The sequence below is a fragment of the Cognatundibacterium crateris genome, from assembly GCF_010078235.1.
GTDB lineage: Bacteria > Pseudomonadota > Gammaproteobacteria > Burkholderiales > Burkholderiaceae_D > Undibacterium > Undibacterium crateris.
The window spans coordinates 99028-124983 of record NZ_JAABOS010000001.1 but is presented as its reverse complement, the minus strand read 5'-3'; the positions used below and the strand labels follow the sequence as shown (position 1 = coordinate 124983).

27 protein-coding genes are annotated in these 25956 nt (G+C 50.2%); 12 read left to right on the top strand and 15 right to left on the bottom strand.

Features of this window, described 5'->3' with window-relative positions:
- The first annotated feature begins 10 nt into the window (after window positions 1–10).
- Together trxB and EYB48_RS00525 are read left to right on the top strand one after the other, a co-directional pair.
- Window positions 11–955: a thioredoxin-disulfide reductase gene (trxB, locus tag EYB48_RS00530; protein WP_162018339.1), complete on the top strand. Its 945-nt coding sequence runs from the start codon at window positions 11–13 to the stop codon at window positions 953–955.
- A 23-nt stretch (window positions 956–978) separates the two neighbouring features.
- On the top strand, window positions 979–1626 hold the full coding sequence (locus EYB48_RS00525; protein ID WP_162018338.1) for a Smr/MutS family protein: 648 nt from the start codon (window positions 979–981) through the stop codon (window positions 1624–1626).
- Between the two features lie 49 nt (window positions 1627–1675).
- Here the strand turns inward: EYB48_RS00525 and EYB48_RS00520 are convergent, their stop codons facing one another.
- From EYB48_RS00520 to EYB48_RS00510, 3 genes are read right to left on the bottom strand one after another with little or no spacing between them, the layout of a single operon-like run.
- Window positions 1676–2818, bottom strand: a complete 1143-nt coding sequence (locus tag EYB48_RS00520) for an ABC transporter substrate-binding protein (protein WP_162018337.1) — start codon at window positions 2816–2818, stop codon at window positions 1676–1678.
- A gap of 26 nt (window positions 2819–2844) precedes the next feature.
- Complete coding sequence (locus EYB48_RS00515; protein WP_162018336.1) at window positions 2845–3183, bottom strand: P-II family nitrogen regulator; 339 nt, start codon at window positions 3181–3183, stop codon at window positions 2845–2847.
- 47 nt (window positions 3184–3230) lie between these two features.
- Window positions 3231–4817 carry an NAD+ synthase gene (locus EYB48_RS00510; RefSeq protein ID WP_235934808.1) on the bottom strand — a complete coding sequence of 529 codons (1587 nt, stop codon included), beginning with the start codon at window positions 4815–4817 and terminating at the stop codon, window positions 3231–3233.
- Between the two features lie 58 nt (window positions 4818–4875).
- On the opposite strand from EYB48_RS00510, the gene EYB48_RS00505 reads away from it, so the two are divergent.
- Together EYB48_RS00505 and EYB48_RS00500 are read left to right on the top strand one after the other, a co-directional pair.
- The gene (locus EYB48_RS00505) at window positions 4876–6051 is read left to right on the top strand and encodes a GNAT family N-acetyltransferase (protein ID WP_162018334.1); all 1176 of its coding nucleotides are present in this window, start codon (window positions 4876–4878) and stop codon (window positions 6049–6051) included.
- 36 nt (window positions 6052–6087) lie between these two features.
- Window positions 6088–7128, top strand: a complete 1041-nt coding sequence (locus EYB48_RS00500; RefSeq protein ID WP_162018333.1) for a serine/threonine protein kinase — start codon at window positions 6088–6090, stop codon at window positions 7126–7128.
- 73 nt (window positions 7129–7201) lie between these two features.
- Here the strand turns inward: EYB48_RS00500 and ppa are convergent, their stop codons facing one another.
- The 5 genes from ppa to hemC form a co-directional block, all read right to left on the bottom strand.
- Entirely contained in the window at window positions 7202–7732 is a 531-nt protein-coding gene (gene ppa, locus EYB48_RS00495; RefSeq protein ID WP_162018332.1) for an inorganic diphosphatase, read from the bottom strand.
- Between the two features lie 118 nt (window positions 7733–7850).
- Window positions 7851–9047, bottom strand: a complete 1197-nt coding sequence (locus EYB48_RS00490) for a heme biosynthesis HemY N-terminal domain-containing protein (protein ID WP_162018331.1) — start codon at window positions 9045–9047, stop codon at window positions 7851–7853.
- Window positions 9048–10202 carry a uroporphyrinogen-III C-methyltransferase gene (locus EYB48_RS00485; RefSeq protein WP_162018330.1) on the bottom strand — a complete coding sequence of 385 codons (1155 nt, stop codon included), beginning with the start codon at window positions 10200–10202 and terminating at the stop codon, window positions 9048–9050.
- Entirely contained in the window at window positions 10199–10975 is a 777-nt protein-coding gene (locus EYB48_RS00480; protein WP_162018329.1) for a uroporphyrinogen-III synthase, read from the bottom strand. The genes EYB48_RS00485 and EYB48_RS00480 overlap by 4 nt, the downstream gene beginning before the upstream one ends.
- 4 nt (window positions 10976–10979) lie before the next feature.
- The gene (gene hemC, locus EYB48_RS00475; RefSeq protein ID WP_235934851.1) at window positions 10980–11867 is read right to left on the bottom strand and encodes a hydroxymethylbilane synthase; all 888 of its coding nucleotides are present in this window, start codon (window positions 11865–11867) and stop codon (window positions 10980–10982) included.
- Between the two features lie 308 nt (window positions 11868–12175).
- Here hemC and trpS point away from each other — a divergent pair, with 308 nt between their 5' ends.
- The 8 genes from trpS (at window position 12176) to EYB48_RS00435 (ending at window position 20236) form a co-directional block, all read left to right on the top strand.
- The gene (trpS, locus tag EYB48_RS00470) at window positions 12176–13198 is read left to right on the top strand and encodes a tryptophan--tRNA ligase (protein WP_162018327.1); all 1023 of its coding nucleotides are present in this window, start codon (window positions 12176–12178) and stop codon (window positions 13196–13198) included.
- A 54-nt stretch (window positions 13199–13252) separates the two neighbouring features.
- Entirely contained in the window at window positions 13253–14491 is a 1239-nt protein-coding gene (locus EYB48_RS00465) for a winged helix-turn-helix domain-containing protein (RefSeq protein ID WP_162018326.1), read from the top strand.
- Between the two features lie 81 nt (window positions 14492–14572).
- Window positions 14573–15214, top strand: coding sequence for a response regulator (locus tag EYB48_RS00460; RefSeq protein ID WP_162018325.1), 642 nt, complete (start codon window positions 14573–14575; stop codon window positions 15212–15214).
- 279 nt (window positions 15215–15493) lie between these two features.
- Window positions 15494–15850: a response regulator gene (locus EYB48_RS00455; RefSeq protein WP_162018324.1), complete on the top strand. Its 357-nt coding sequence runs from the start codon at window positions 15494–15496 to the stop codon at window positions 15848–15850.
- 107 nt (window positions 15851–15957) lie between these two features.
- A complete protein-coding gene (locus EYB48_RS00450; RefSeq protein WP_162018818.1) occupies window positions 15958–16782 on the top strand; it encodes a helix-turn-helix domain-containing protein in 825 nt (274 codons plus the stop codon).
- Window positions 16783–16901: 119 nt separating this feature from the next.
- Window positions 16902–17741, top strand: coding sequence for a universal stress protein (locus tag EYB48_RS00445; protein ID WP_162018323.1), 840 nt, complete (start codon window positions 16902–16904; stop codon window positions 17739–17741).
- Window positions 17742–17873: 132 nt separating this feature from the next.
- Entirely contained in the window at window positions 17874–19880 is a 2007-nt protein-coding gene (locus EYB48_RS00440; protein ID WP_162018322.1) for an MASE3 domain-containing protein, read from the top strand.
- Window positions 19881–19903: 23 nt separating this feature from the next.
- A complete protein-coding gene (locus EYB48_RS00435) occupies window positions 19904–20236 on the top strand; it encodes a flagellar basal body protein (RefSeq protein WP_162018321.1) in 333 nt (110 codons plus the stop codon).
- Between the two features lie 4 nt (window positions 20237–20240).
- Here the strand turns inward: EYB48_RS00435 and EYB48_RS00430 are convergent, their stop codons facing one another.
- From EYB48_RS00430 to EYB48_RS00400, 7 genes are all read right to left on the bottom strand, one after another.
- Window positions 20241–21008, bottom strand: coding sequence for a sulfite exporter TauE/SafE family protein (locus EYB48_RS00430; protein WP_162018320.1), 768 nt, complete (start codon window positions 21006–21008; stop codon window positions 20241–20243).
- Window positions 21009–21010: 2 nt separating this feature from the next.
- Window positions 21011–22414, bottom strand: coding sequence for an oxygen-independent coproporphyrinogen III oxidase (gene hemN / locus EYB48_RS00425; RefSeq protein ID WP_162018319.1), 1404 nt, complete (start codon window positions 22412–22414; stop codon window positions 21011–21013).
- A 9-nt stretch (window positions 22415–22423) separates the two neighbouring features.
- Complete coding sequence (locus EYB48_RS00420; RefSeq protein ID WP_230403596.1) at window positions 22424–22681, bottom strand: hypothetical protein; 258 nt, start codon at window positions 22679–22681, stop codon at window positions 22424–22426.
- A 60-nt stretch (window positions 22682–22741) separates the two neighbouring features.
- A complete protein-coding gene (locus EYB48_RS00415) occupies window positions 22742–23287 on the bottom strand; it encodes a FixH family protein (RefSeq protein WP_162018318.1) in 546 nt (181 codons plus the stop codon).
- Between the two features lie 8 nt (window positions 23288–23295).
- Window positions 23296–24708, bottom strand: a complete 1413-nt coding sequence (gene ccoG, locus EYB48_RS00410; RefSeq protein WP_162018317.1) for a cytochrome c oxidase accessory protein CcoG — start codon at window positions 24706–24708, stop codon at window positions 23296–23298.
- A 108-nt stretch (window positions 24709–24816) separates the two neighbouring features.
- Window positions 24817–25794 (bottom strand): cytochrome-c oxidase, cbb3-type subunit III, encoded by a 978-nt coding sequence (ccoP, locus tag EYB48_RS00405; RefSeq protein WP_162018316.1) that lies wholly within the window; start codon window positions 25792–25794, stop codon window positions 24817–24819.
- Between the two features lie 2 nt (window positions 25795–25796).
- Complete coding sequence (locus EYB48_RS00400; RefSeq protein WP_162018315.1) at window positions 25797–25943, bottom strand: cbb3-type cytochrome oxidase subunit 3; 147 nt, start codon at window positions 25941–25943, stop codon at window positions 25797–25799.
- Between the last annotated feature and the right edge of the window lie 13 nt (window positions 25944–25956).

The window sequence follows — 25956 nt, the reverse complement described above, 5'->3', positions numbered from 1 at the left end:
CAGGTCTGCTATGACTACCACTAAACACGCAAAAGTATTAATTCTGGGCTCAGGTCCAGCCGGCTATTCTGCAGCAATTTACGCTGCACGCGCCAATCTGAATCCAGTGTTGATCACTGGTGTGGAACAAGGCGGTCAGCTGATGACCACGACCGATGTGGAAAACTGGCCAGCCGACCCGATGGGCGTGCAAGGCCCGGAACTGATGCAGCGTTTCCTGCAGCACGCCGAGCGTTTTAATACAGAAATCATTTTTGATTACATACACACCACCAAGCTGGATGAAAAACCGATACGTTTGATCGGCGACCAGGCGGAATACACTTGTGACTCACTGATTATCGCCACTGGCGCTTCGGCGCAGTATCTGGGCCTGCCTTCGGAACAAGCCTTCATGGGCAAAGGTGTCTCCGCTTGTGCGACTTGTGATGGATTCTTCTATCGTGGCAAGGAAGTCGCCGTAGTCGGTGGCGGCAATACAGCGGTGGAAGAAGCGCTGTACCTGTCTAACATCGCCAGCAAAGTAACCGTCATCCATAGGCGTGACAAGTTCCGTGCTGAAGCAATCCTGATCGACCGTCTGATGGCAAAAGTCGCAGAAGGCAAAGTAGAAATCAAATGGAACCATACACTGGATGAAGTGACTGGTGATGACAGTGGCGTGACCGGCATCAACATCAAATCAGCAGACGGCGTGATTTCTTCAGTAGCGTTGCATGGTGTGTTTATTGCGATCGGACATAAGCCAAATACCAGCATCTTCGAAGGTCAGTTAGAAATGCATAACGGCTATATCAAGACACGTACCGGTACTGAGGGCATGGCCACCGCAACCAGCGTCGCTGGTGTATTTGCTGCCGGTGACGTGCAGGATCACGTCTACCGTCAGGCAATTACCAGCGCTGGTACCGGTTGCATGGCGGCACTGGATGCACAGCGTTATCTCGAAGAGTAATCGGAACAGGCCTTACCTGGACTATGTCTTCACTAAAAAGCTTTGCTGACCTCAGTACGCTGGGGCAGCAATTAAAAAAGGAACAGGAAGTACGTGCGCGTGCGGAGGCGGAGCGCCTGGCCCAGGAAAAAAAGGCCAGGGCTGAGGCGAATATTTTTCGCAACAGCATAGGCGATGTAGCACCCATCAAAACGGACAGCAAACACCTGCACTCCCCTGCCAAACCAGCGCCTATTCCTTTCCAGCATCTGGCCGATGAACAGGCTGCGTTGCAAGAATCGCTGTCGGATGAATTCGACCCGGCTTCTTTGCTGGAAACAGATGAAAACCTGAGCTATGCGCGTCCGGGCATAGGCGCGGATGTGACCAGCAAACTGCGCAAAGGACACTGGGTCATTCAGGCTCAGCTGGATTTGCATGGACTCAGGCGCGATCAGGCGCGCGACAGCCTGGGTGAATTCCTGCGTAAATCCGTCAAAAATGGCATACGCTGCGTGCGCATCATTCACGGCAAAGGGCTGGGCTCAGTCAATAAAGAGCCCGTGCTCAAGCAGAAAGTACGCAACTGGCTGATACAGAAAGAAGAAGTACTGGCCTTTAGTCAGGCCACTGCCGCTGACGGTGGCTCGGGCGCGTTGATCGTACTGCTGAAATCCTGTTCAGCGACATAAAAAAACTCCGGCATGCCGGAGTTTTTTTTCAGCGTTAGAACAAAGTGCTTCAATTCTTGAATTTGCGATCTTTACTAATCACGGTCATATCCACATATTTTGAGCCATTATGGTTTGTGGCTGAAAACTGTAAATTAAAACCACCCGCATCATAGGATTTCAGATTGATGGTTTCTAAAGCCGCGATCAGTTTCTCACGTGTCAGATTCTGTCCGGCGCGACGTAAGCCTTCAACAAACACTTTGGCCGCAATAAATCCCTCCAGGCTAGAGAAGTTCAAATCAGTCACGCCAGCCTTAGCCATGATTTTCGCATATTCCGCCACGATGGGTGCCTGGCTAAGCGACCATGGAAACGGTACCACTTGTGAAATCATCACGCCAGGCCCATCATTGCCCAAAGCATCAGCCAAGGCCTGACTGCCAACGAAAGACAGATTGTAAAACTGACCGGTATAGCCGCGTTTGCGCATCTCGCGGATCAGGGCAGCACAAGATGCATAGGCACTAACCTGTACGATCGCATCAGGACGTTTCGCCAGCAAGCGTTCCGCAGCTTTGCCCACGTCCAGACTGTTGCGCTCTACAGTTGCGGTATCCACGACTGTGGCATTGAACTTTTTCAGCGCACGTTCCACTCCGGTCAAACCATTTTTTCCGTAAGCATCATTCTGATAAAACACTGCAATTTGCTTGATCCCGGTGTTGACCAGTTGACCAACAAGATGCTCGGTTTCATCAAAATAGCTGGCTCTGACGTGAAAAATCAGTTTATTGAACGGTTCGCGCAAAGATTGCGCACCGGAAAATGGAGCAAAAAACGGGACTTTCGCCTGGGTGAAAATCGGAAGTGCTGCATTACTGGTGGGCGTACCAACGTAACCAAACAAGGCAAAAACTTCATCCTTCTCTATCAGTGCCTTGGTATTAGCAGCTGCTAATTCAGCCTCGTATTGATCATCACGTTTGATCAGTTCGATCTTACGTCCAAACACACCGCCAATTGCATTGACATGATCGAAATATGCCTTAGCACCGGCATGCATTTGTATTCCCAGCTGGGCAGCTGGGCCGGAAAATGCTGCAGACTGCCCGACGAGGATCTTACTCTCAGTCACACCAGGGTCAGCACTGGCCCTGGCTGCATTAAAGGCCAATAGAAACGCAAAAAACAAGCCTTGAACTACCCTCATAAATCATTTCTCTTATATTAAGTTGTTTACACCGCATCAGGACCAGTTTCACCTGTGCGTATCCGGATTACCTGCTCCACATTTTGCACAAATATTTTCCCATCGCCGATTTTTCCAGTATGGGCGGCTTTAATGATGGCGTCTACTACATGCTCAGCAATTTTGTCATCTACGACCACTTCTACTTTGATTTTTGGCAAAAAATCAACAACATATTCAGCGCCACGGTAAAGTTCAGTGTGGCCTTTCTGACGGCCAAAACCCTTAACTTCAGTCACAGTCAGGCCGGTAATGCCTACGTCCGCTAAAGACTCACGTACTTCGTCCAGTTTGAAAGGCTTAATAATTGCGGTAATTTGTTTCATGATGACTCCTGTTGATACACAAATTTATTGATCGAAATGAAAGGCACTTAATCACGGAACTTCGACGTGATCGGATGGCGCCAATCCCGCCCAAATGCGCGATGAGTGATGCGAATGCCGATTGGTGCCTGACGGCGCTTATATTCATTCAGTTTAATCAGGCGTGTGATACGCTCCACATCTTCATATGCATAACCGGCAGCAACAATTTCAGCACGCGAGCAATTTTCTTCCATATACATGCGCATGATGCCATCCAAAATCTCATAAGGCGGCAAAGAATCCTGATCTTTCTGGTCAGGACGCAATTCAGCAGAAGGTGGGCGCGTGATGATGCGCTCAGGTATCACTTCAGAAATCTGATTACGGTAAGCGCAAAGACGATATACCAGCGTCTTTGCGATATCCTTGATCACGGCAAAACCACCAGCCATATCGCCATACAAGGTGCAGTATCCGACGGCCATTTCACTCTTATTGCCAGTCGTCAATACTATCGAGCCGTATTTATTCGACATGGCCATCAGCAGCGTGCCACGTATACGTGCCTGGATATTCTCTTCAGTTGTATCTTCTTTTAATCCCTGAAACTCGTGTTGCAAGGTAGTACGGAAGGCATCAAAACAAGGACTGATAGACAGTTCATCATAGCGGACACCAAGGCGCTGCACCATGTCGCGTGAATCTGTCAGGGAAATATCTGCTGTGTACGGTGAAGGCATCATGATTGCGCGTACCTTATCCGCGCCGAGTGCATCGCAGGCAATCGCCAGGGTCAATGCCGAATCAACCCCGCCCGACAAGCCCAGCAACACCCCTGGGAAGCCGTTTTTATTCACATAATCGCGCACACCCAGCACCAGCGCATCGTAAATCTGTGCTTCCAGTGAGAGTTGTGTTGCTCCTGTTTTTGCGTGTAAGGCACCCTGCTCCAGCGTCAGCACTGCCATTTCTTCTTTGCAATGCCCCATGCTCAATACTTGCTGGCCCTGCGCATCTAAGGCAAACGAGTTACCATCAAAAATCAACTCATCCTGCCCACCGACCAGATTGGCATAGACCAGCGCCATGCCTTGCGAAGACACATGTTCACGCATAACTTGCAGACGCAGATCCTGCTTACCCATGTGATAAGGCGAACCATTCGGCACCAGCAAAACCTGAGCACCGGCAGCCTTCGCCTTGGCGGGTGCCACACTAAACCAGGTATCCTCACAGATATTGATGCCAAATACGGTGCCATTGAGTTCAAATACACTGGCGGCTTGTCCGGCCTGGAAGTAACGCAACTCATCAAACACCATATTGTTTGGTAAATTGTGTTTGAAATAGCGCGCTTTGATTTGCCCGTCTGCCAGCACCGATACGGCATTGTAATAAGCACCCTGCTCTTCAAGCGGATGGCCGACCAGTACATGCAAACCTGGATAAGCTGCGAGGTCTTGCTTGAGTTTCTCCAAAACAAGCGCAGTCTGTTGATAGAATCCTGGTCTGAGCAATAAATCCTCGGGCGGATATCCCGCCAGAGATAACTCTGGTGTAACAACAATATTCGCGCCCTGGCTGACAGCCTGGACAGCATACGCAAGTATTTGCGCGGCATTGCCAGCTAAATCCCCGACAGTACTATTCATCTGTACTATTGCAATTTTTGTGGTCGTCATTTTTGTTTAATTCAGATGTAAAGCCAATATGAAATGTGTTTCTACAGACCGACATTATCGCATGCGCATCATCACTTCACTTTCTGATATCGGCAAAGAAGTGTGGAATCGGCTGTTACTCGCCGCCAAATGTGATGATCCCTTCATGCAATATGCATTTCTGGACGCCTTACATCAATCCGGCAGCGCCACACATGAGACTGGATGGCAGGAACAGCATATAACGATCTGGGATGAACAGGAGTTGGTCGCCGCCTGCCTGATGTATAGCAAAAGCCATTCATATGGTGAATACGTATTCGACTGGGCCTGGGCGCGCGCCTACCAGCAACACCAGCTAGACTATTATCCCAAGCTCTTGGGTGCAGTGCCCTTTTCCCCGATTCCCGGACCACGCCTGCTCGCCACAAATGAACCAGCATTACACATGCTGCTGGCCGAGTTACGGCGATTATGCGAATCAGGCAGCTATTCGTCCTGCCATATCCTGTTTCTGCCGGAAGCGCAGCAAGCAGCACTGGCACAGGCCGGCTTTTTATGCCGCCAGGGCGTACAGTTTCACTGGCAAAATCAGAATTACCAGAGTTTTGACGAGTTTTTGCTCACACTCGATAAAAAGCGCAGAAAAAACATACGAAGTGAGCGTAAGAAAGTTCAGGAACGCGGCTTTCAGTTTCAACATCTGAAGGGGAGCGAATTGCAGGAAGCGCATTGGCTGTTCTTTAAGCGCTGTTATGACCTGACCTATCACAACCACCACTCCAGCCCCTATCTGAATCTGGACTTCTTTTTACGTTTAGGCGCGGAGATTCCCGCCGCTTTGCATATGGTCATTGCTTCCCTGGAAGGACAGCCAGTTGCAGCAGCGCTTTTTCTGCGATCTGAACACAGATTGTATGGTCGCTACTGGGGTTGCGTAGAGGAGCATCCTTGCCTGCACTTTGAGACTGCTTACTATCAAGGTCTGGACTTGTGTATACGCGAGGGCATCCAGTGGTTTGAAGGCGGCGCACAGGGCGAGCACAAGCTGGCACGCGGATTCCAGCCAGAAACGACGTACTCTGCACATTACATTCACCACCCAGGCTTTCGTGATGCGATACAAGATTTTCTGAACAGAGAAGAAATTGAGATGCAGGAATACCGGCAAGTGCTGCAGCAGCATCAGGCATATCGCCTTTTTCCTTCTCAAGAAGAGGAATAACTTGAATTATTTGACACTTCAAGGCATTCTGCGCAAATGCAAAATAATTTAACACCCCAGGAAAGCTCCCAGGCAGCCGCGCCACTCAATAAGCGTGTGGGTCGCTTCTATTTAACAGAAAAACTCGGCACTGGCACCAATGGTACGGTTTATCTGGGGCATGATCCGGTCATAGACCGGGATGTGGCAATAAAAATACTGAATACCAGCACTACACTCGCAGACAAAAAGCAGCGTGAGCATCAGTTTATTAATGAAGCAAGGGCTGCAGGACGCTTATCACATCCTAATATTGTGACTATATTTGATGCATCGAGTGAAGGCGGCACCACTTTCATTGCGATGGAATTCCTGCCCGGAAAAGACCTGCGCGACGAACTGGCATCTGGACGACAATTCGATATTATCGAGACCGCCTCCGTCATGCAGAAAATCGCGGATGCGCTGGCTTATGCCCATGCTAATGGTGTAATACATCGTGACATCAAGCCTGGGAACATCTTTATTTCATCGAATCAACAGCCAAAAGTTTTGGATTTCGGCATTGCGCGTGCGCCCAACCGCATACTGGAAGAAGGCAAAACCGGTGACGTTACACTGTTTAATAACAATATCCTCGGCACGCCCAATTACATGTCGCCAGAACAAGCGATGGGTAAGCCAGTCACTGAGCTAACCGATGTATATTCGCTGGGCGCAGTCATGTATGAAATGCTGACCTGCCAGAAGCCATTTCAGTCGAACGACATCAACAAGCTGTTGCAGCAGATCATACAAAAAAACCCGAAATCTCCATCTGAAATCAGCCCCAATATTCCGGACTCCTTATCCCGCATCGTCATAAAGGCGATGAGTAAAGATACGGCAGCCCGCTACCAAAGCGCAGAAGAAATGTCGCAAGCACTGCAAAAGTTTCTGGAGCGCGATAAAAAGCTGAAGCGCAAAGGTGCAAGAAGCAAGACTGAACAAATTGCCGATAAAGAAACGTCAGGTGAAAAAAACCGGATAAGCTGGATCAGCGCCGCAGCGATTGGTCTGGCTTTGATATGTGCCGTTTATTACAATCTGCGGCATTGAATTTCACGCTGACTGGCCGGCACCAATAAAAAAATGCGACCCACAGGTCGCATTTTTTTATTGGAAAACCGTATCAGGCCTTTTGGAAATTTGCCACGCCATCGAGGATTTCCTTGCGTGCTTCTTCCACATCGCCCCAACCTTCAACCTTGACCCATTTGCCTTTTTCCAGATCTTTGTAATGTTCAAAGAAGTGCTGGATCTGGCGCAATTGCAGTTCATTCAGATCAGAAGGCTTTTGCAGGTTTGCGTAAATCGGCAGGATTTTGTCAACTGGAACAGCCAATACCTTAGCATCGTTACCAGCTTCATCAGTCATCTTCAGTACGCCAATCGCACGGCAACGAATGACCACACCTGGAATCAGCGGGAATGGTGTGATCACCAGTACGTCGACCGGATCGCCATCACCAGCGATGGTTTGAGGAACATAGCCGTAGTTGCATGGGTAATGCATTGCTGTTCCCATGAAGCGATCAACAAAAATAGCACCGGTATCTTTGTCAACTTCATATTTGATCGGATCGGAATTCATAGGGATTTCAATGATTACGTTGAAATCATTTGGCAGATCACGACCTGCAGGAACGTTATTCAAGCTCATGTCACTCTTTCTATTAAAAATCAGGAAGTTTGAAAATTATTTCGGGAGAATTATATCGGCTTTCCGCCGCCAATTGTGCAGTGCATATAGAAAACACCAAAGTATCAAAACAGATAATTTATAAGGTGGTCGCAATGGCACATTGGCGATAGTGATAAGCCGCTTCCTCATCCTGCCCCAGCGCTTCGTGCAACTGCGCCAGCTTAAGATTAGCTTCTCTGACAGTACTTGCCGAAATCGCATCAGACAAAGCCTGCTCCATGTGTCTTTGCGCCTTGCCCCATAATTTCTGACGGAAGCACAAGCTGCCAAGGCTCAATGCCAGCTCAGGATCGGTTGGATGTTCGAGCAGCCATTTTTCACAATGTTCAATTTGTGACAATAAAGCAGCGGAGCCCTCAGCAGCAGCGGCATCACGGTAAGCACGCAACAAACGCTCATCCCATTCAGACTGCAAAGCTTTTTCGACAATATCACGCGCATCATCGAACAAACCACGTCCGTTAAACGCCAGCGCCGCATGATAGGCAACCGTCACCGATTTACGGTCGACAGCTGGAATTTCATACCAAACACGGCGGATAGATTCTGCATCATGTGCGTGATCACGCAGCAAATCCTCATACGCCAACTCTTTAAGGCGATTCGATAAGGCCGGGTGCAGCGCGTGATGCTTATCCAGAGTACGGACTAATTTGAGCACATCCGCCCAGCGTCTTGCTTGCTGATTCGCTTTTAAGGCCCAACGCAGCACCTGAATGTGGCGGCTGCCATTGGCATGCAGCTCTTTGACTGCCTCTAATGCCTTATCTGACTCGTGCTGATCCACATACAGCTCGGTCGCACTGACCAGGCGCGCAACTTTATGGCTGGCATCCGCTTCTGCGCTGGACAACCATTTATCACGTCGCGTAAATTGGCCCATATGATGTGCAGCTCTGGCAGCAATTAAGGCAGCCACGCCTGCATTTTCAGGTAATTCTGCTGCCCGTGCCGCCGCCTTTTCTGCATACCCAAAACGGCCTTCAAACAAAGTCCTCAGGGACTCACGTAAGGCTTTATTAGCATCACGTTCACGCTTACCCTGGCGGTAAGCGGCAACCCTGGCTGGCATATCGCGCGTCGTTTTGATGGCTGCCAGTACCAGATAGCCAACCACAAACAGTAATAACAAACCAACCAGGAACAAATTCAGTGACAAATCTATCCGATAAGGCGGATAGAACAGCACGACATTACCCGGATTGAAGCGGGCTCCGATGGCAAGGCCGACTGCCAGTGCAAATAAAATAAGAAGCCGGATAAAAATCGTCATTTATGGCTTCACCTTGTAGTTACGGACAGCATTCAGACTTTCCACTAAAGTAGGCATTTCTATCGACAAATTGCTGCCTTGAATCTGGCGCAGCAAGGCCTGTACCGTTTGTGTCTGTTTGGCGCGGGTGTCGAAGTACTTGGACAGTCCATCCTGCGCGAGGATCATATCGTTGCGGAACACGCTTTCGTTACGCGACAACAAGGCCAGCCTCGCGTTCAGCAATCTGAGCTTGAGGTTTTCGCGCGCGAAATAAGACTGATTCGGAGCCAGTAACAAGGCTTCGGGGGCCTCTACATTGCGCACCCGTATCAATTGCTTCACCTCACCCCACATCTCCGAAGAAAAACTTTGCCAGGAATCCTGCACGCGCATGGTCCAGGTCAGTTCCTCTTCTTTATCATCCTTGCCCGCCTTATCAGCAGCCTTGGATTTTGATAACACACGCAAAGGGGCTTTCGGTGGCGTCGAGGTAATAATTGATTTTTCATCGGACCACAAAGGAATATGGTCAATTTGCGCAATCGCGCTATCGAGTCGCAGTGCAATACCAGCCAGATCCAGCGCCGGCAGGGACTTCAGCTTATCGATGTCTTTGGCAATGGCACGGCGGATAGTGATGAATTGCGGCTTATCCGATTTTGCCAGGCGGCTATCAGCATTCTGCAATGCGATCAATGCACCCTGTACATTCCCTGCTAATTGCAATTGCTGACTCGCAGTCGCGAGCACCTGTTCAATTTCCGCCAACGCCCATTCATCGCGGTTCTTAGATAAATCCTGGTACAACTGCTCCAAAGCCAGTTGCTGACTTTGTGCCTCGGTTTGTTTGCCTTCCAGCAAAATTACCTTAGTCTGGATTTCCTTGGTGATGTCCTGGGAATTTTTTGCCAGCAAACGGGTTTCGGTACTGGATGCATCCGCGCTCAGCAGACGTTTGGCGACCTCTTCCTTCAGATTGCTGATCTGATTCTGTGAGCTCCACCAGTTGGCTGCTAATAACATGGCAAGTACGCCTGACAACAGATAGGCAGGCTGAGTCCAGCCTGCGCCACTTGTTTCCTGACGATAGGATTGTGTCTCCACAACTGATGATGCAGTTGCAGATTCCTGGGCAACAGGCGGAACGCCTGGATTATTGTGCGATTCGTTCATATCTGCGATTGTAACGCGACAAGCAACTGTTCGTCGCCTGAGCCAGTTAAAGTAATTGAATGAAATCCAAGCTGTTGCGCCGTTTCAGCAATTCGGCGGTGCGGAACCAGCAAATGCTGACCTTGCATATTTGCCACGATTATATCCTCACCTGACTGCCTGATCCAGCTATCCAAAGTCCGTAAAGCCTCTGAACTGGTAATCACCCAGATCGCATGCTGCCTGATCAGTGCATGTAATTGCTGTTGTCGTTGCGCATCAAAGCTGGGCTCACTGCGCAAATATGCAGGCAATTGGTCCACCAGCACACCATGGGAGCGCAAGGCATCCGCCAGGAATTCTCGACCGCTTTGCCCGCGTACAATCAATACCCGCTTGCCAGCCAGTCGCTGCAAATCCAGTTCTTCCAGCAAAGTTTCAGAATCTGTCTTCAGCGGATTAGTTGGGCTGATAATGCGCACACCCTGCAGTTTATCTGCGTATGCCTGCAAAGCAGCGACACCACCCGCACCCATCACTGCAATATCGACTTGCTGCGGCCATGACTGAACGTGCTCAAAATAATGATCGATCGCGTTCGGACTCACGAACGCCACCATCGCGTAATCATTCAGCCGTGCTAGCGAAGCACGCAACTCAGTAGTATCCGGCAGCTCAGTGATATTCAACAAGGGAAACAACACACCGGCCAAACCCGCCTGACTAAGCAGGCGCTGAAACAACACACCCTGTTTCAGGGGGCGGGTAATAACGACCGGTCTGCCAGTTGCCATCAATTCAGGCATCCTGGGTACGGCACAATGCGAGTATTTCTTCGGCATTCTGCTGCTTCAATATGGCAATGACTTCCTGACTGAGTTGGTCAGCCTGTCCCGCAGGCGCAGTCATATCTGCACGCGCTATGCGTTGCCCATCCACACTGGCGATCATGGCGCGGAAACGTACCTGACCATCAGATTGCTGCGCATACGCAGCCAACGGAATCTGGCAACTGCCGCCAAACGCCTTTGACACCTTGCGCTCGGCATGCACCGCTTCTGCGGTCAGCGCATGATTCAAAGGCGCCAGCCAGGCTTGCAACTCTGGTCTGTCAGCCGGAATTTCTATCGCCATCGCACCTTGTCCGGCCGCAGGCAGACTTTGCTCCGGCTCCAGAAATGCACGTATGCGTTCAGCCAGGCCCAGGCGTTTCAAACCTGCTGCTGCCAAAATAATCGCCGCGTATTCGCCCTGATCCAGTTTCTTCAGACGCGTATCGAGATTGCCGCGCAAAGGCCGCACCACCAAATGCGGGAAACGTGCTGCAATCAAAGCCTGACGCCGCAGGCTGCTGGTACCAACGACAGCACCCGCCGGCAACTCGTCCAGCGCTGCATATGTTGAGGACACGAAGGCATCACGTGGATCTTCCCGCTCCAGGACTGCTGCCAGCGCAAAGCCCTCAGGCAAATCCATAGGTACATCTTTGAGCGAGTGCACTGCCAGATCAGCACGGCCTTCGGCCATCGCAACTTCGAGTTCCTTGACGAACAAACCCTTACCACCCACTTGCGATAAAGCCTTATCCAGTATCTGATCGCCACGCGTAGTCATACCTAGAATTTGTACGTCACAGTCAGGATACAAGGATTTCAGACGGTCACGTACATGCTCAGCCTGCCACATGGCGAGACGGCTTTCGCGCGAGGCGATGATCAGTTTTTGGGGAGAGGTCGCGTTCAAAATAAATTCTTTCCGATTTGCCAAAAAATTCAATCCAGTCAGGATTGTAAGAAATGGGATGGATTTTACCATTTGAGTACACGTATCCTTGCGCCAGACTGTTGAAATGTATCAATGAACGCCACATTCAGGCCAAACTTGACACACAATCTGCTGAGGCTGCATCATAGAGCAAAATCAGAACGCCACAATGAAATGCCGCCCTACTGAATGCGGCTTTTTTTACGCATGTTTCAACCTACGGATTCTTTATGCAAGCCAGTACAACAGAAAACAAAAACCATTTAATCCTGACCGGCGACCGCCCGACCGGCCCCCTGCATCTGGGCCACTTTGTGGGTAGTCTGCGTAACCGCGTCAAATACCAGCATCAGTATCAGCAATACATCATGCTGGCCGATGCGCAGGCGCTGACAGACAATATGGATAATCCGGTCAAGGTACATAACAATGTACTGGAAGTCGCACTCGACTATCTGGCAGTTGGCATCGATCCTGCCAAATCGACGATTTTTATCCAATCCCAGATTCCTGAACTGACTGAGCTGACTTTCTATTATCTGAACCTGGTATCGGTCGCGCGCCTGGAACGTAATCCGACCATCAAACAGGAAATCGTATTACGCAATTTTGAGCGTGATATCCCGGCAGGCTTCCTGACCTATCCGGTCAGCCAGGCCGCCGACATCTCCGCCTTCAAAGCAAGCCTGGTGCCGGTAGGCGAAGATCAGATTCCGATGATAGAGCAAACCAATGAAATCGTGCGCCGCTTCAATCGCCTGGTCAACAAGGACATCCTGGTTGAATGCCAGGCACTGGTGCCGGAAATCGGTCGTCTGCCGGGCATAGACGGCAAGGCTAAAATGAGTAAGTCCCTGGGTAATGTGATCAACCTCGGTGCGACACCGGCAGAAATCAAAGCAGCGGTACGCAATGTCTATACCGATCCTTTGCATTTGAAGGTCAGTGATCCCGGCCATCTGGAAGGCAATGTCGCATTCACCTATCTGGACGCATTTGACCAAGACAAAGAAGGCCTGCAAGCCATGAAAGACCACTATGTGCGCGGCGGCCTGGGTGACAGCGTGGTGAAAGCACGCCTGGAAGGCATATTGCAAGACATGCTCGCCCCTATCCGTGAACGCCGTGAAGAGTTTGCCAAGGATCGTGGTCAGGTTCTGCAAATGCTCAAAGAAGGCACCATGCGTGCACGTGAAGTGGCAGCAAAAACCACCGACGAAGTGAAGGCTGCAATCGGCCTGAAACACTTCTGATACGGCAGTAAGGCGGACGCACGCAGCAGTCCGCCCCGGCAGCGGGAAATTCCGATGAATGCAGGCCTACAACTCACTCCAGCCCAGGCGCGCAAATTGCATTTGCATGCCCAGGGCTTGTTGAAGCGGCCTGCACGGGAAGCCAGTAAGCAAAACGTACTGCAGTGCATACGCCAGATGGGTGCACTGCAAATCGATACCATACATGTCGTCGCACGCAGCCCTTATCTGGTGCTGTGGAGCCGTTTAGGCCACTATCAGCCGCAATGGCTGGATGAGTTATTAGCTGAGCGTCAGTTGTTTGAATACTGGTCACACGAAGCCTGCTTTCTCCCTATCGAACAGTTCGCCTGGTACCGCCATCAAATGCTGTCGCCCCAGCATCTGGGTTGGAAATTCAATCAAAAATGGCTCAATGAACAGGCAGATAACGTCAATCACGTACTGAGCAGCATACGCACTCAGGGCGCATCCGGCTCACGCGATTTTCAGTCAGATCAGGCACGCAAATCGGGCTGGTGGGAATGGAAGCCTGAAAAGCGTTCGCTAGAAGTTTTATTTACCAGCGGACAGTTAATGGTGGCACGGCGCGATAAATTTCAGCGCATTTACGACCTGACCGAACGCGTGCATCCGGACTGGCGCGATGAGAGCAATCCTTGCACACCACATCAGGCCGAGCGCGACATGGTATTGACCGCAATCCGGGCACTGGGCATATGCAAATCAGCCTGGGTAAGAGATTATTTCAGGCAGCGCCCATTGGCAGCCACTAACACACCGGAGCAATTGACAGAACAAGGCTTGTTACTGCCTGCGTCTATCAAGGGTCAGCCAGACACTTACACTATCCACCCTGACCATGCGGCTCTGGCACTCGAGCTGCAGAATTCAGAGGCACAGATACGCGGCTGCCGGATTTTGTCGCCGTTTGACCCGGTCGTGTGGGACAGACAGCGCCTGAAAGAATTCTTTGACTTTGATTACAGGCTCGAATGCTATACCCCTGAGCCTAAAAGGCAGTATGGCTATTTCTGTCTGCCTGTACTCAGGAATGGTAAATTCATCGCGCGCATCGATGCAAAGGCGCACCGTGCGGACCGTATCATGGAGATCAAGGCCTTCCATGCTGAGCCTGGCTTTTCGTGGAGCGAACGGCTGCGTGCAGACCTGTTGCAGGTATTCACAGAATTCAGCGCCTGGCATGGCTGCGACACATTACGCATCACCGCCAGCCCTGACTTATCAAAGACGCAACTGCGATCACTGCAGTTCAGCAAAGGCAGCAGCTAACTATACTTTGCGCGTTCAATACCAGTCTTCTGCAGTACAATGCGCGCTTCCTGTAATAATTTCTAACAATTGAAGTAGCCCATGACACGCATACTCATCGCTGACGACCACACCATTATGCGCGAAGGACTCAAACGCATACTGGAAGGCATAGACGACATCCAGGTTGTGGCCGAAGCTGTGGATGGATTTGATACCTTAGAAAAAGTCAGAAACACTGAGTTTGATGTACTGCTGATGGATTTATCGATGCCGGGCCGCAGTGGTGTCGATCTGATACGCCAGATTAAGGAAGAATTCCCCAAACTGCCGATACTGATATTGACCATGCATGAAGAAGAGCAGTATGCGGTGCGCGCTATTCGCGCCGGCGCGCGTGGCTATCTGACCAAAGAAAGTGCCGGTACCCAATTGGTCACCGCTCTCAGAAAAGTCGCTTCCGGTCGTCCCTACATCAGCATAGAAGTAGCCGAGCAATTGGCCATGAATGCCATGCCAGCCAATGAAACCATGCCGCATACCAGCTTGTCTGACCGCGAATTCGAGGTATTCAGCTATCTGGTGAAAGGCAAATCGATTACTGAAATTGGCGAGCTATTACATCTGAGCGTCAAAACGGTCAGTACGCATAAGATGCGCATCATGCAAAAAATGAACATGAGCAATCTGTCCGACATGGTGCAGTACGCCATCACCCACCATTTACTGGTTCCGCAGAACTAAGTCCCCTCCCTGTTTCGCGCTCAGGCCAGCCCCGGGCGCCTCGCACTTCGCTCCCTTCATTTTTTTCTCCAGGCCTGACCCTGAGCTGTCAGCACCCCTATGTGCAGTCAGCCATCACTGCTACGCGCCGCAAGCATCAGCATTTGTGCTTGTAGGAATATTCCTAGTCAGCCAGGGTTAAATCCGACATTTCAAATCAGCATTGCCTGATTTAAATCAAGTTTTGAATTCGTGATAATGGACACATGCAAACAAAGCTTTGTCCGGTATCAAGGAATTATGAATTTATTTATTGTTGAAGATTCTCTACTCATCCAGAAACGACTGGTGCGCTTTATTGAAGAAATTCCAGGCTTCCATGTCGTTGGCGTTTGCGGTGATATCTACGAGGCCTATCAACAAGTAAAAGCATCCGATACCGATGCCATGCTTTTGGACCTGCAACTTGGCGACCAGAACGGTCTGCAGTTGCTAAAAGAAGTGAAAGAGAATTTACCGGCGATTAAGGTGGTTGTGCTGACAAATCACTCAACTGACGACAATCGTACCCAGGCAATGCGCGCAGGAGCAGATGGATTTCTGGATAAGTCAAAAGACTTTGCACAGATTCCCGATTATTTACTGCGATGGCAATAAAAGAATTTACCAAAATTTCAAATTTTTCAATTTATCTCGTGGAGCCTCAAATGACAACAGCATTTCAATCACAGTCCACTCTGTCAGCCAATACCAAAATGAGAGCAATGGCCAGCCATGGCAATCAGGAAGCCGGATGGCGCTGCCACGGCAATTTGTGGTCCAATTTGCGCGAAGTGTGTGATCTGTTGCATATTCCAGCTCCTGCTGTGAGTGCCGATGAAGAAGTGCTGTTCCAGCATGTACGTTTCAAAGCGGGTCAGCGCATCCATACCATAGGCCAGAATTTCGACACACTGTACATCGTCAATTCCGGTTTCCTGAAAACAGTGCTGATCGATGAATATGGAAATGAACAGGTACTGAGTTTCCCGATGAAAGGCGATCTGCTCGGCATCGATGGCATACACTCGCTGCATCATGCTTCTGAAGCCGTTGCCTTATCTGATTGCGACATTATCCTGATGCCTTACAAGACCTTTGCTGCACTGGGACGCAGCTATGCCGAACTGGAACATGCGATGTTCAGCGTGATGAGCCGCGAACTGGTACGCGAACAAAGCATGATAGGCATGCTGAGTGCATTGAGTGCAGAAGCCAAGGTAGCTCGTTTCCTGACGAATCTGGGCGAACGCTTCAGCCAGCTCGGTTACTCAGGTAAGTCGTTTAATCTGCGTATGACACGGCATGAAATTGGCAGCTATCTGGGCCTGACACTGGAAACTGTCAGCCGTACCTTATCTGCATTCAATGAAATGGGTCTGATCAGCGTGGATCAGCGTGAAATTTCCCTGCTGGACCCGAGCTCACTGAAAACATTGCGCCGCCTGCCACCTGCAAAAGCAAGAAACAAGGTCACAGACAAAGTATCTGCGCTGGTAGGTAAAAAATTAATGCCAAGCTGGAGTGGCGAAGCCGCAGTTGCCGCATAATATCAGTGACAGGCTGGGCATCTGCCCAGCTTCAGTCGCATTCTCGCACTCTAGCACCCTCGCAATTCCCAGTAACATTCCCGGGGCCATGCGCTCCGGGAACTTCAAGGAGCCTTGCAATGACTTATAAAACGATACTCGTCCACATAGACGAAACCGAAAGATCCGATTTACGGGTAAAGTTTGCAGCCCAGCTTGCCGCGAAAGAAGAAGCACATTTAATCGGTACTGCGGTCACTGGTGTTTCCCGTTTCATTTACCAGGATGGGAACATCAGCGCCAGTGATCCGAATCTGATGATACATCTGAAGTTTTTGCGGGAACGTGCAGAAAAAGCGGTTGCCAGTTTTGAGACCGTTGTGCGCCAGACCAGTCTGCAATCTTTTGAAAGTTCCATCGCCAATGATGAAGCAGGTGGCGGTATAGGCTTACAAGCGCGTTATAGTGATCTGGTGGTGATAGGACAGACCAATCCGGATGAGCCCTCTCCCTCGGTTTTACCGGATTTTCCGGAATACATAGTCATGAATGCAGGCAGACCAGCTGTGATTATTCCTTATGCCGGCGACTTTCCCACCATAGGTAAACGCCCGCTGATTTCCTGGGATGCGAGCCGCGAAGCAACCCGCGCCGTGACCGATGCGCTGCCACTGTTAAAACAGGCGGATCTGGTACAGGTCGCCATCTTCAATCCTAAGAAAAATCCAGGTGCGCATGGCGAACAGCCAGGTGCTGATATTGCACTTTACCTCGCAAGGCATGGCGTAAAAGTGGAGGTATCTGTGCACACTACCCATACCGATGTCGGTAATGCGCTGCTCTCGCTATCCCATGACCTTGACAGCGATTTGCTGGTGATGGGTGGTTACGGGCACTCACGTTTCCGCGAAATGATCATGGGCGGCGTGACCAGAACCATACTGGAGAGCATGACAGTTCCGGTATTTATGTCCCATTGAGTACGTACAGCGCAGTTCTGAATCCCATTCAGAGTATTGCAGCATCGAAGCACCCTGAATCAGGGTGCTTTTTTATTACTGGGCAGGATAGCGACAAGTTAAAATATTGCTTTTAGTCCAAACCGCATTCCCATGTCCAGCTCAGGAAAACACCACCCGAATTTGAACCGGGCACGTCTGCTCGCCGTATTACTCATCTTCTTTTCCTTCATAGGCTGGATGAACCAGGCATTTCTTTCCCAATTTATTGTCAGCAATCCGCTTCCGGTACACACCTTACTGGAAACCGTCACGATCATTATTTTTACCTCGGTGTTCATCGTTTGCTGGAATGCGTTTGGCAGCACCCGGAAAATCAGCAGTGTCATCCTGGCAGTCGCTTTTCTATGCACCGCCATACTCGGCTTTGCCCATGCCATCAGTTTTATGGGCATGCCAGGCTTCGACACTGCTATCGATATGCACAAGTCATTCAGCGCCTGGCTGGCGAGCCGGGCTATCGTAGCAGCAACCCTGCTAGGCCTGGCATTTGACCCGGAAGATGCGGACATATCACAAAGTCAGTCTTACGCCATCTTACTGAGCGCACTGACCGGCACCGCACTCTGGGCTGGGCTGATTTTCTTTTTCCCGCACATGATACCGCTGACTTACGTTGAACATCTGGGTCAAACCTGGTTCAAAGTCGCCTGTGAAGCGGGACTGATAGGGATTAACCTGCTGTCAGCTTATCTGTTCTATCAACATGCAAGTAAGCTGGAAACACGTAATTCAGCAGAGCATTTACATATCAACCGCCTGCCCTTGTTTCTGGCGAGCCTGTTACTGGCGGTATCAGAAGTCTATTTCTGCATCTATACAGAAACCAATGACCTCAATATCGTGCTTGGCCATCTGATGCAACTCATGGCGGCCATTGCGATTTACCGCAGCATGGTGGCAGTCAATATCCATACGCCCTATGCCCAACTGGCGGAAAGCAGCAAACAACTGGCCGTATCCGCAGAAGAATTGAGCATAGAGCGCGAACGTCTTAGCCGTATGATAGATACCGCGATTGATGGGATTATTACCGTCAACGAAGAACAAAACATTATCCTGATCAATCCGGCTGCAGCCGGCATCTTTGGCTATGAAGTCGGACAACTGGAAGGTAGTTCACTCGATCGCCTGATTCCTATGCGTCACCGCCATGCACATGGCAACCATGTCAAAAAATTTGGTGAAACCGGTGTCACCCGCAGGAAAATGGGCACCCATTACGAAGACTTTTATGTCACAGGCTGCCGTGCCAATGGCGAGGAATTCCCGATAGAAGCCTCGATTGCGCATCAGTTAGAGAATGGAAAACGTTTTTACACCGTGATTTTCCGGGACATCACTGACCGCAAAATCGCCAAAGAAAAAATGGCGGCCTATCACGAAGAGCTCAGTCAGCTGTCTGGCGTATTACAGTCCATCCGTGAAGAAGAACGCAAGCATATAGCACGGGAATTACATGATGACTTAGGCCAGCTACTCGCTGCCTTACGTATGGATCTGTCCTTGCTGCAGCGTGACAACCAGCTCACCAGCAGGAATGAGTCCACGATACAAAGCATGGATCAGTTAATTCTGAGCGCAATTACTACTTTGCGCCGCATCGCAACTGACCTGAGGCCACGCGCACTGGATGAAGGCGGCTTGTATTTTGCCCTGCAGACCCTGCAAAAAGAATTTTCGCAAAGGCATCAGATCCATTGTGAACTGATCGCCGATGAAGAGCAGTTAATATTGGATGATGCACAAAGCACCGCTATTTTCAGGATAGTGCAGGAATCTTTAACCAATGTCGCCCGCCATGCACAGGCACAAACCGTCCATATAGAATTTTCTGAAACTGAAACGCATCTGAAATTCACTATTTGCGACGATGGCCGTGGCATAGAGGAAGAAGATATCCGCAAAACGCGTTCGTTTGGTCTGGTCGGTATGCGTGAACGCGTGAAAGCAATGCATGGCACATTCACCGTCCACAGCAATACCGGCGAAGGGACTTGCTTAAGCATAGAATTGCCACACCTGCATGCGGATCATGAAAAAAAACAGCAAACCGGTGAATTCCATACTATGCTGATCCAGCAGGATCTGAAACACTAATTCGCACAGAAATGGGATAAAACATGATCACCAATGCACTCAACAATGGCCTGTCAGGCATGCGTGCGGCCCAGTCCGCGCTGGATGTCTCTTCGCACAACATTGCCAATATGAATACGCAGGGCTTTAAGCCTCAACAAATCATACAGAGCGAAAACAGCACCGGTGGTGTCAGCACTGCGGTCAGGGCACCGGCTGCTGAGTCTGCTGGCAAGCCTGAAGCGGCCACAAGTGGCACTGATGCAGCGACTGAGATGGTGAATAGCCTGCAGTTTCGTGCTACTTTCGATTTAAATGCAAAGATGGTCAAGACTACGGATGACATGCTGGGTACGCTGGTGAACACCAAGGCCTGAAGCCTCAGGCTGGAAGTACGCACAAAAAATCCGGCATGTTTTTCATGTCAGCAAACCAGATTCCCAGCATACCGATCAAGATCAATGCGCTCGCTCCTGCATACCTGATCCAGGAAGTGAAGTGAGAGCGGCGCGCAAACTGTGCCAGTCCCTCCGCCAGCAACAAATGCGGCAAGGCCGCGATGCCGAACACCAGCATCAACACTGCACCTGACCAGGCGCTGCCGGAAAATAAAGCGAACGGCGCAACGCTGTAGAGCAGACCACAGGGTAAACAGCCCCACATCAGCCCCTTCACATAGGGATGTGCACGCGGCGCAGACAACAGCGGTATCGAAGAGAAAAATCTTTGCTGCCAGACAGCGATCTTGCCGCTTAGTCTGTGTAAAGGGAGTGCAATGCCAAGCAGTTTCAAACCCAGCAAAATTAATGCGGCATTACCCAGCATGAACAGTATCTGATGCTGTAATGCCGATGGCCGTATCATCATCCCGGCCGCACCCATCAGCCCAAACACCGCACCAACCAGCATATAAACAGAAATGCGTCCGGCATGCAGCCAGACGCGGCGCATCAACGCTGAATTTTCGCTGGTGATAGAGGGCTGTGCCGGTGCTGCAGTGGCGACAGTTGCGTGTATAGGAATAACTCGTTCGTCTTTGGATGCGGGCTGGCTCAGCATCACTGTGATCCCGCCACACATACCGATGCAATGCACGCCACCCGCCAGTCCAGCTGTCAGGGCTGCGATGACGAGTGGCAAAGTCAGCATACTCAGATTAGCTTGGAATATTTTGCCGTGGTTTGCTCGGATAAGAACTGATCAAAGATCATGGCAAATGCGCGCACAAAGAACCGTCCTTTGGGCAATACTTGCACCCCGTCCTGTGCAAATTTCAGCAAACCGAATTCTTCATAAGTGCGCAGCATGCGTAATTCCTGCGCAAAGTGGCTTTCGAAATCAAGTTGGAAACGCTGACTCAGTTGCGCATAATTCAAACCATTACTGCACATCAGATCCATGATAATTTCACGCCGCTGCACGTCTTCATCGATCAGATGAATACCCTTCTCCACTGGCAGCACGCCTTCATCCAGCGCCTGATAATACTCGTCCAGCGTTCTCAGGTTTTGCACATAAGACTGTCCCAGTTTACCGATAGAGGACAAACCCAGCGCGATCAGATCGCAGTCGGAACGGGTGGTATAACCCTGGAAATTACGGTGCAGACTGCCATCCGCCATCGCACGCGCCAGGCTGTCATCCGGCTTGGCAAAATGATCGAGTCCGATATACACATAACCGGCATCAATCAGGCGGCGCAAAGACATCAGGAAAATCTGCAGGCGCTGTTCTGCACTCGGCAAATCGGCTTCCGCGATGCGGCGCTGCGGCTTGAAACGGGTTGGCAAATGCGCATAGTTGTAGAGGGCAATGCGATCCGGTGCCAGTTCTATCACCTGATCCAGCGTACGGGTAAAGCTGTCCAGATTTTGTTTCGGCAAGCCGTAAATCAGATCAAAATTGATCGAGGTAAATCCGAACTCGCGGCTTTCACGGATAGTCCGTTCCACCATCGCAAAGTCCTGTACCCGGTGTACCGCCTTCTGTACATCTGCATCAAAATCCTGCACACCCAGACTGGTACGGTTAAAGCCCAGTTGCTGCAATAAAGCCAGGGTTTCTGCATTCACTGTACGTGGATCAATTTCTATAGAAATTTCTGCATCTGCAGAAAAATCAAAATGCTCGCGCAGCATCGCCATCAGCTGGCGCAATTCATCGTGACTCAGAAAGGTCGGCGTACCGCCACCCAGATGCAACTGGCTGACTATCTCGCGCTCCGGCAAATGCTGCAAAACCAGCTTGAGCTCTTTTTCCAGATAAGCCAGATAGCGGGCTGAGCGCGAGCGATCCTTAGTGATCACCTTATTGCAGGCGCAGTAGTAGCACAATGAAGCACAAAATGGGATATGGATGTACAGCGACAATGGCGGTTTTTGCTGCGCACCGGCACGTTGTTGCAAATACTGGACATAGGATAAGGCAGTAAAACCGGTATGAAAACGGTCAGCTGTCGGATAAGAAGTATAACGTGGTCCGAGCGTATCAAAACGGCGGATCAGCGTCTCCGGAATATCCAACTCCGTCGACGCTGCAGGAACTGATGTGATCATATTTTTCTGTTAGTGTGCTTTTTGCACAAGTAAGGCAGTCAGTCCGCTCGACAATATGCCTAGCAACCAGAATGCAAAAAAGCCGACGGTATAAACGCCCGTCAAATGCATTTGCAGACGGTCATCCAATACGATCAGCTCCATTGGGTCGACAAGACTAAAAACCAGACCGGTTGCAGCGCAAGCCATCAGGAACGCAGGCCACAGTACGATCATCAGCATGGGCCTGAGTAAGACTTTTCTTGGTGCAGAAACAGCGTATTCCATTCTTGTCTCCCCTCTAGTGATTATCTAACTCCAAGTCAAGAAATCTCAAGGAAGCGCTATTTATTTTGATGCATTTAGCTGCGCAGCCTTTTGTTCTGGCTCAAACCAATCTCCGGTCAGTCGCCAGTCCGTTGTTTCCAGCTTGATATGAAACAATTTAACAGAACTATCTGAAATATTCGAGGTTTGTTTTAACTCACCCTCATACACGCCAGGTGCGACCCGGATTAAAGGAATACGGTGTACGATCTCCGTAACCTTGGTCGCATTGGGCGAAGCGTTCGCTAAGCTCATCTGTATCTGTTCAGGCAATTCACCAGCGCCATTCACCTCCACCCGTATCAGGCTTTGGGCAGCATGCAGACTCAGATTTGCAGACAAGTGCAGCTCGCGCGCCTTGGCGTCACGCTGTATGTCTTTATTAATCATCAGGCCTTGTTTGTAGTAGTCTTCAGCGACCACTTTGTCGGCGCCGCTGAACGCAACATAGCCGGTAAATATGCTGGCGGCCACAACGATTAAAGGGCCACCCACGACTAGCAATAACCAAGGTTCTTTATGCCATTTATCACTCTGACGTTTTTGGGGTTTTAATACTGATTCCATAACAACCTCTATCTCGGGACGATAAAAACCGCTTTTTCTGTCACATTCACTTCTGGCTTATCCAGATCTTTGACGACAAAGCGGATACGATTTGATCCAGTGGGTAATACGTTCGCAGGCACCCGCACTCTGACCGGAAATGCCTTTGTTGTGGCTGACTTCACATCAATGTCAGCGTTGTTGACGATACTGGCACCATTCACTCCCTGAATCGCTATGCTGTAGCGACGCGGAGATTCCTGGGTATTCATGACTTGCAAGCGATACACATTTTCGATTTCGCCAGTTTCGGTCACACGCGGCATACCACGGTCACGTATCACGTCCACTTTTAAAGGCATGTGGTAATACAGGGAAGCTGCGCTGGCCAGAATAATCAGGCCCAGGATACCGCTGTAGATCAAGGTTCTGAGGCGGAACACGCGCTTCCACATCGCAGCCCGGTCCAGCTTGCGTGTGACCGCATGTTCCGTGGTGTAGCGAATTAAGCCACGTTCATAACCCATCTTATCCATCACCTGATCGCAGCCATCTGCACACAGACCGCAAGCGATACACTCATATTGCAGACCATTGCGGATATCAATCCCGGTCGGACAGACCTGTACACAGATACCACAATCGACGCAGGCACCCAGGCCTTGTGCTTTGTAATCCACCTTCTTATTGCGGGAACCACGCGGATCACCGCGCTGGGTATCATAGGTAACGATCAGCGTGTCTTTATCAAACATCGCACTTTGAAAGCGTGCGTAAGGACACATGTATTTGCAGACTTGCTCACGCATCCAGCCTGCATTGCCATAGGTGGCAAAGCCATAGAACAGCAACCAGAAGGTTTCCCATGGTCCCAGCGTCAGATTGCCAACCGAAAAAGATAATTCGCGGATAGGCGTGAAGTAACCGACAAAGGTAAAGCCAGTCCATAAACCTATGGCCAGCCAGACAAAATGTTTAATAAATTTCAGCGAGAATTTTCTGGCTGTGAGCGGACCTGCATCCAGCTTAAGACGCGCATTGCGATCGCCTTCGACTTTGTGTTCTACCCACAAAAATATCTCGGTATATACCGTCTGCGGGCAGGCATATCCACAAAACAGACGACCCGCCACTGCGGTAAATAAGAACAGGGATAAGGCGGAGATGACCAGCAAGACCGCCAGATAAATAAAATCCTGGGGCCAGAATACGAAGCCGAAAATATAAAACTTCCTGGCGACCAGATCAAACAAAACAGCCTGACGCTCATTCCAATTGAGCCAGGCTGTGCCGTAAAACAAAATTTGTGTCAATGCAACCAAGGTCCACCGCCAGGAGGCAAACCATCCCTTTTGAAAACGCGGGTATATTTTTTTTCTTTCCTCGAACAGCGCAAGTTCGGTTTCTTCGATAGGAACGGGGACGATGGGTATATGCTTCATTGCGAATATCTTCTTTGGGTGAGAGCACTCCCGTGTTGCAAAGCGGGAGTGCTCCTGTTGCCTATGCAGGACTTACTACAGCAATTAGTACAGCAATTACTACGGCAATTACTTTACTTCTGCGATCTGTTTGATCGCATTGGCATCCGCATCAGATACCTGTGCGCCGCCTTTGTTTGACAAACTCCAGACATAGGCTGCGAGCAAATGGATTTTGCCTTCAGTCAGTATCGTTTTATGGGCTGGCATCTGATTATTGCGACCTTTGTTGATGGTTTCCATAATCGTGTCTATGCTGCCGCCATACAACCAGGTTTTATCCGTCAGATTAGGCGCACCCAATGCCTGATTACCTTTACCGTCTGCACCATGGCAGGCAGCACAGGCTGCGAACTTAGACTTGCCTAATGCCGCCTTGATAGGATCGTGGGCGGAATTCGATAAGCTCAGCACGTAGTTAGCGACATTGCGCACATCATCATCCGTACCGACCGCTGCACCCATAGGAGGCATCTGACCGTGACGACCTTCTGTAATAGTGGTCTTGATCACTTGCGGATCACCACCATACAGCCAGTCGTTATCCGTCAGATTCGGATAGCCTTTACCGCCCTGCGCATCAGAGCCATGACATTGTGCGCAAGTATTCAGAAACAGACGCTGACCAATTTCTACCGCCTGCGGATCTTTTGCCACATCTTTCAGATCCATCGCCAGGTACTTATTGAAGATACGGCCATACTGCGCTTCGCCTTCCTTCATTTCCTTCTCATAGGCACCGACCTGACTCCAGCCGAAAGAACCCTGATTACCACCAAAACCAGGATAGACCACCAGGTAGCCGATACTGAATATGATGGTCAGATAGAACAACCATTTCCACCATTGCGGCAGAGGATTATTCTGCTCCATCAGGTCACCATCCCAAACGTGACCGGTGGTTTCTGCCGGCAAAGGCTTGCCGTCAGCACCGAGTTTCACCTTCACTTTGGATTGAGACCACAGTAATAAAATACAGGCGACAAAGCTGATGGCGACAACGATGGCTATGCCTATGCCCCACCATTCATTTACAAAATCTGCCATGACTATTTTCCATTCTCATTATCAATTGGCAAGCGAGCCAGTTTTTCAAAGCGCTCCTTATTGCCTGAGCTGAATGCCCAGTAAACGATGCCCAGAAATACGAACAGGCTGATCACCGTCACGACACTGCTCAAAATGGTGAAATTCATCTTTTTTCCTTCC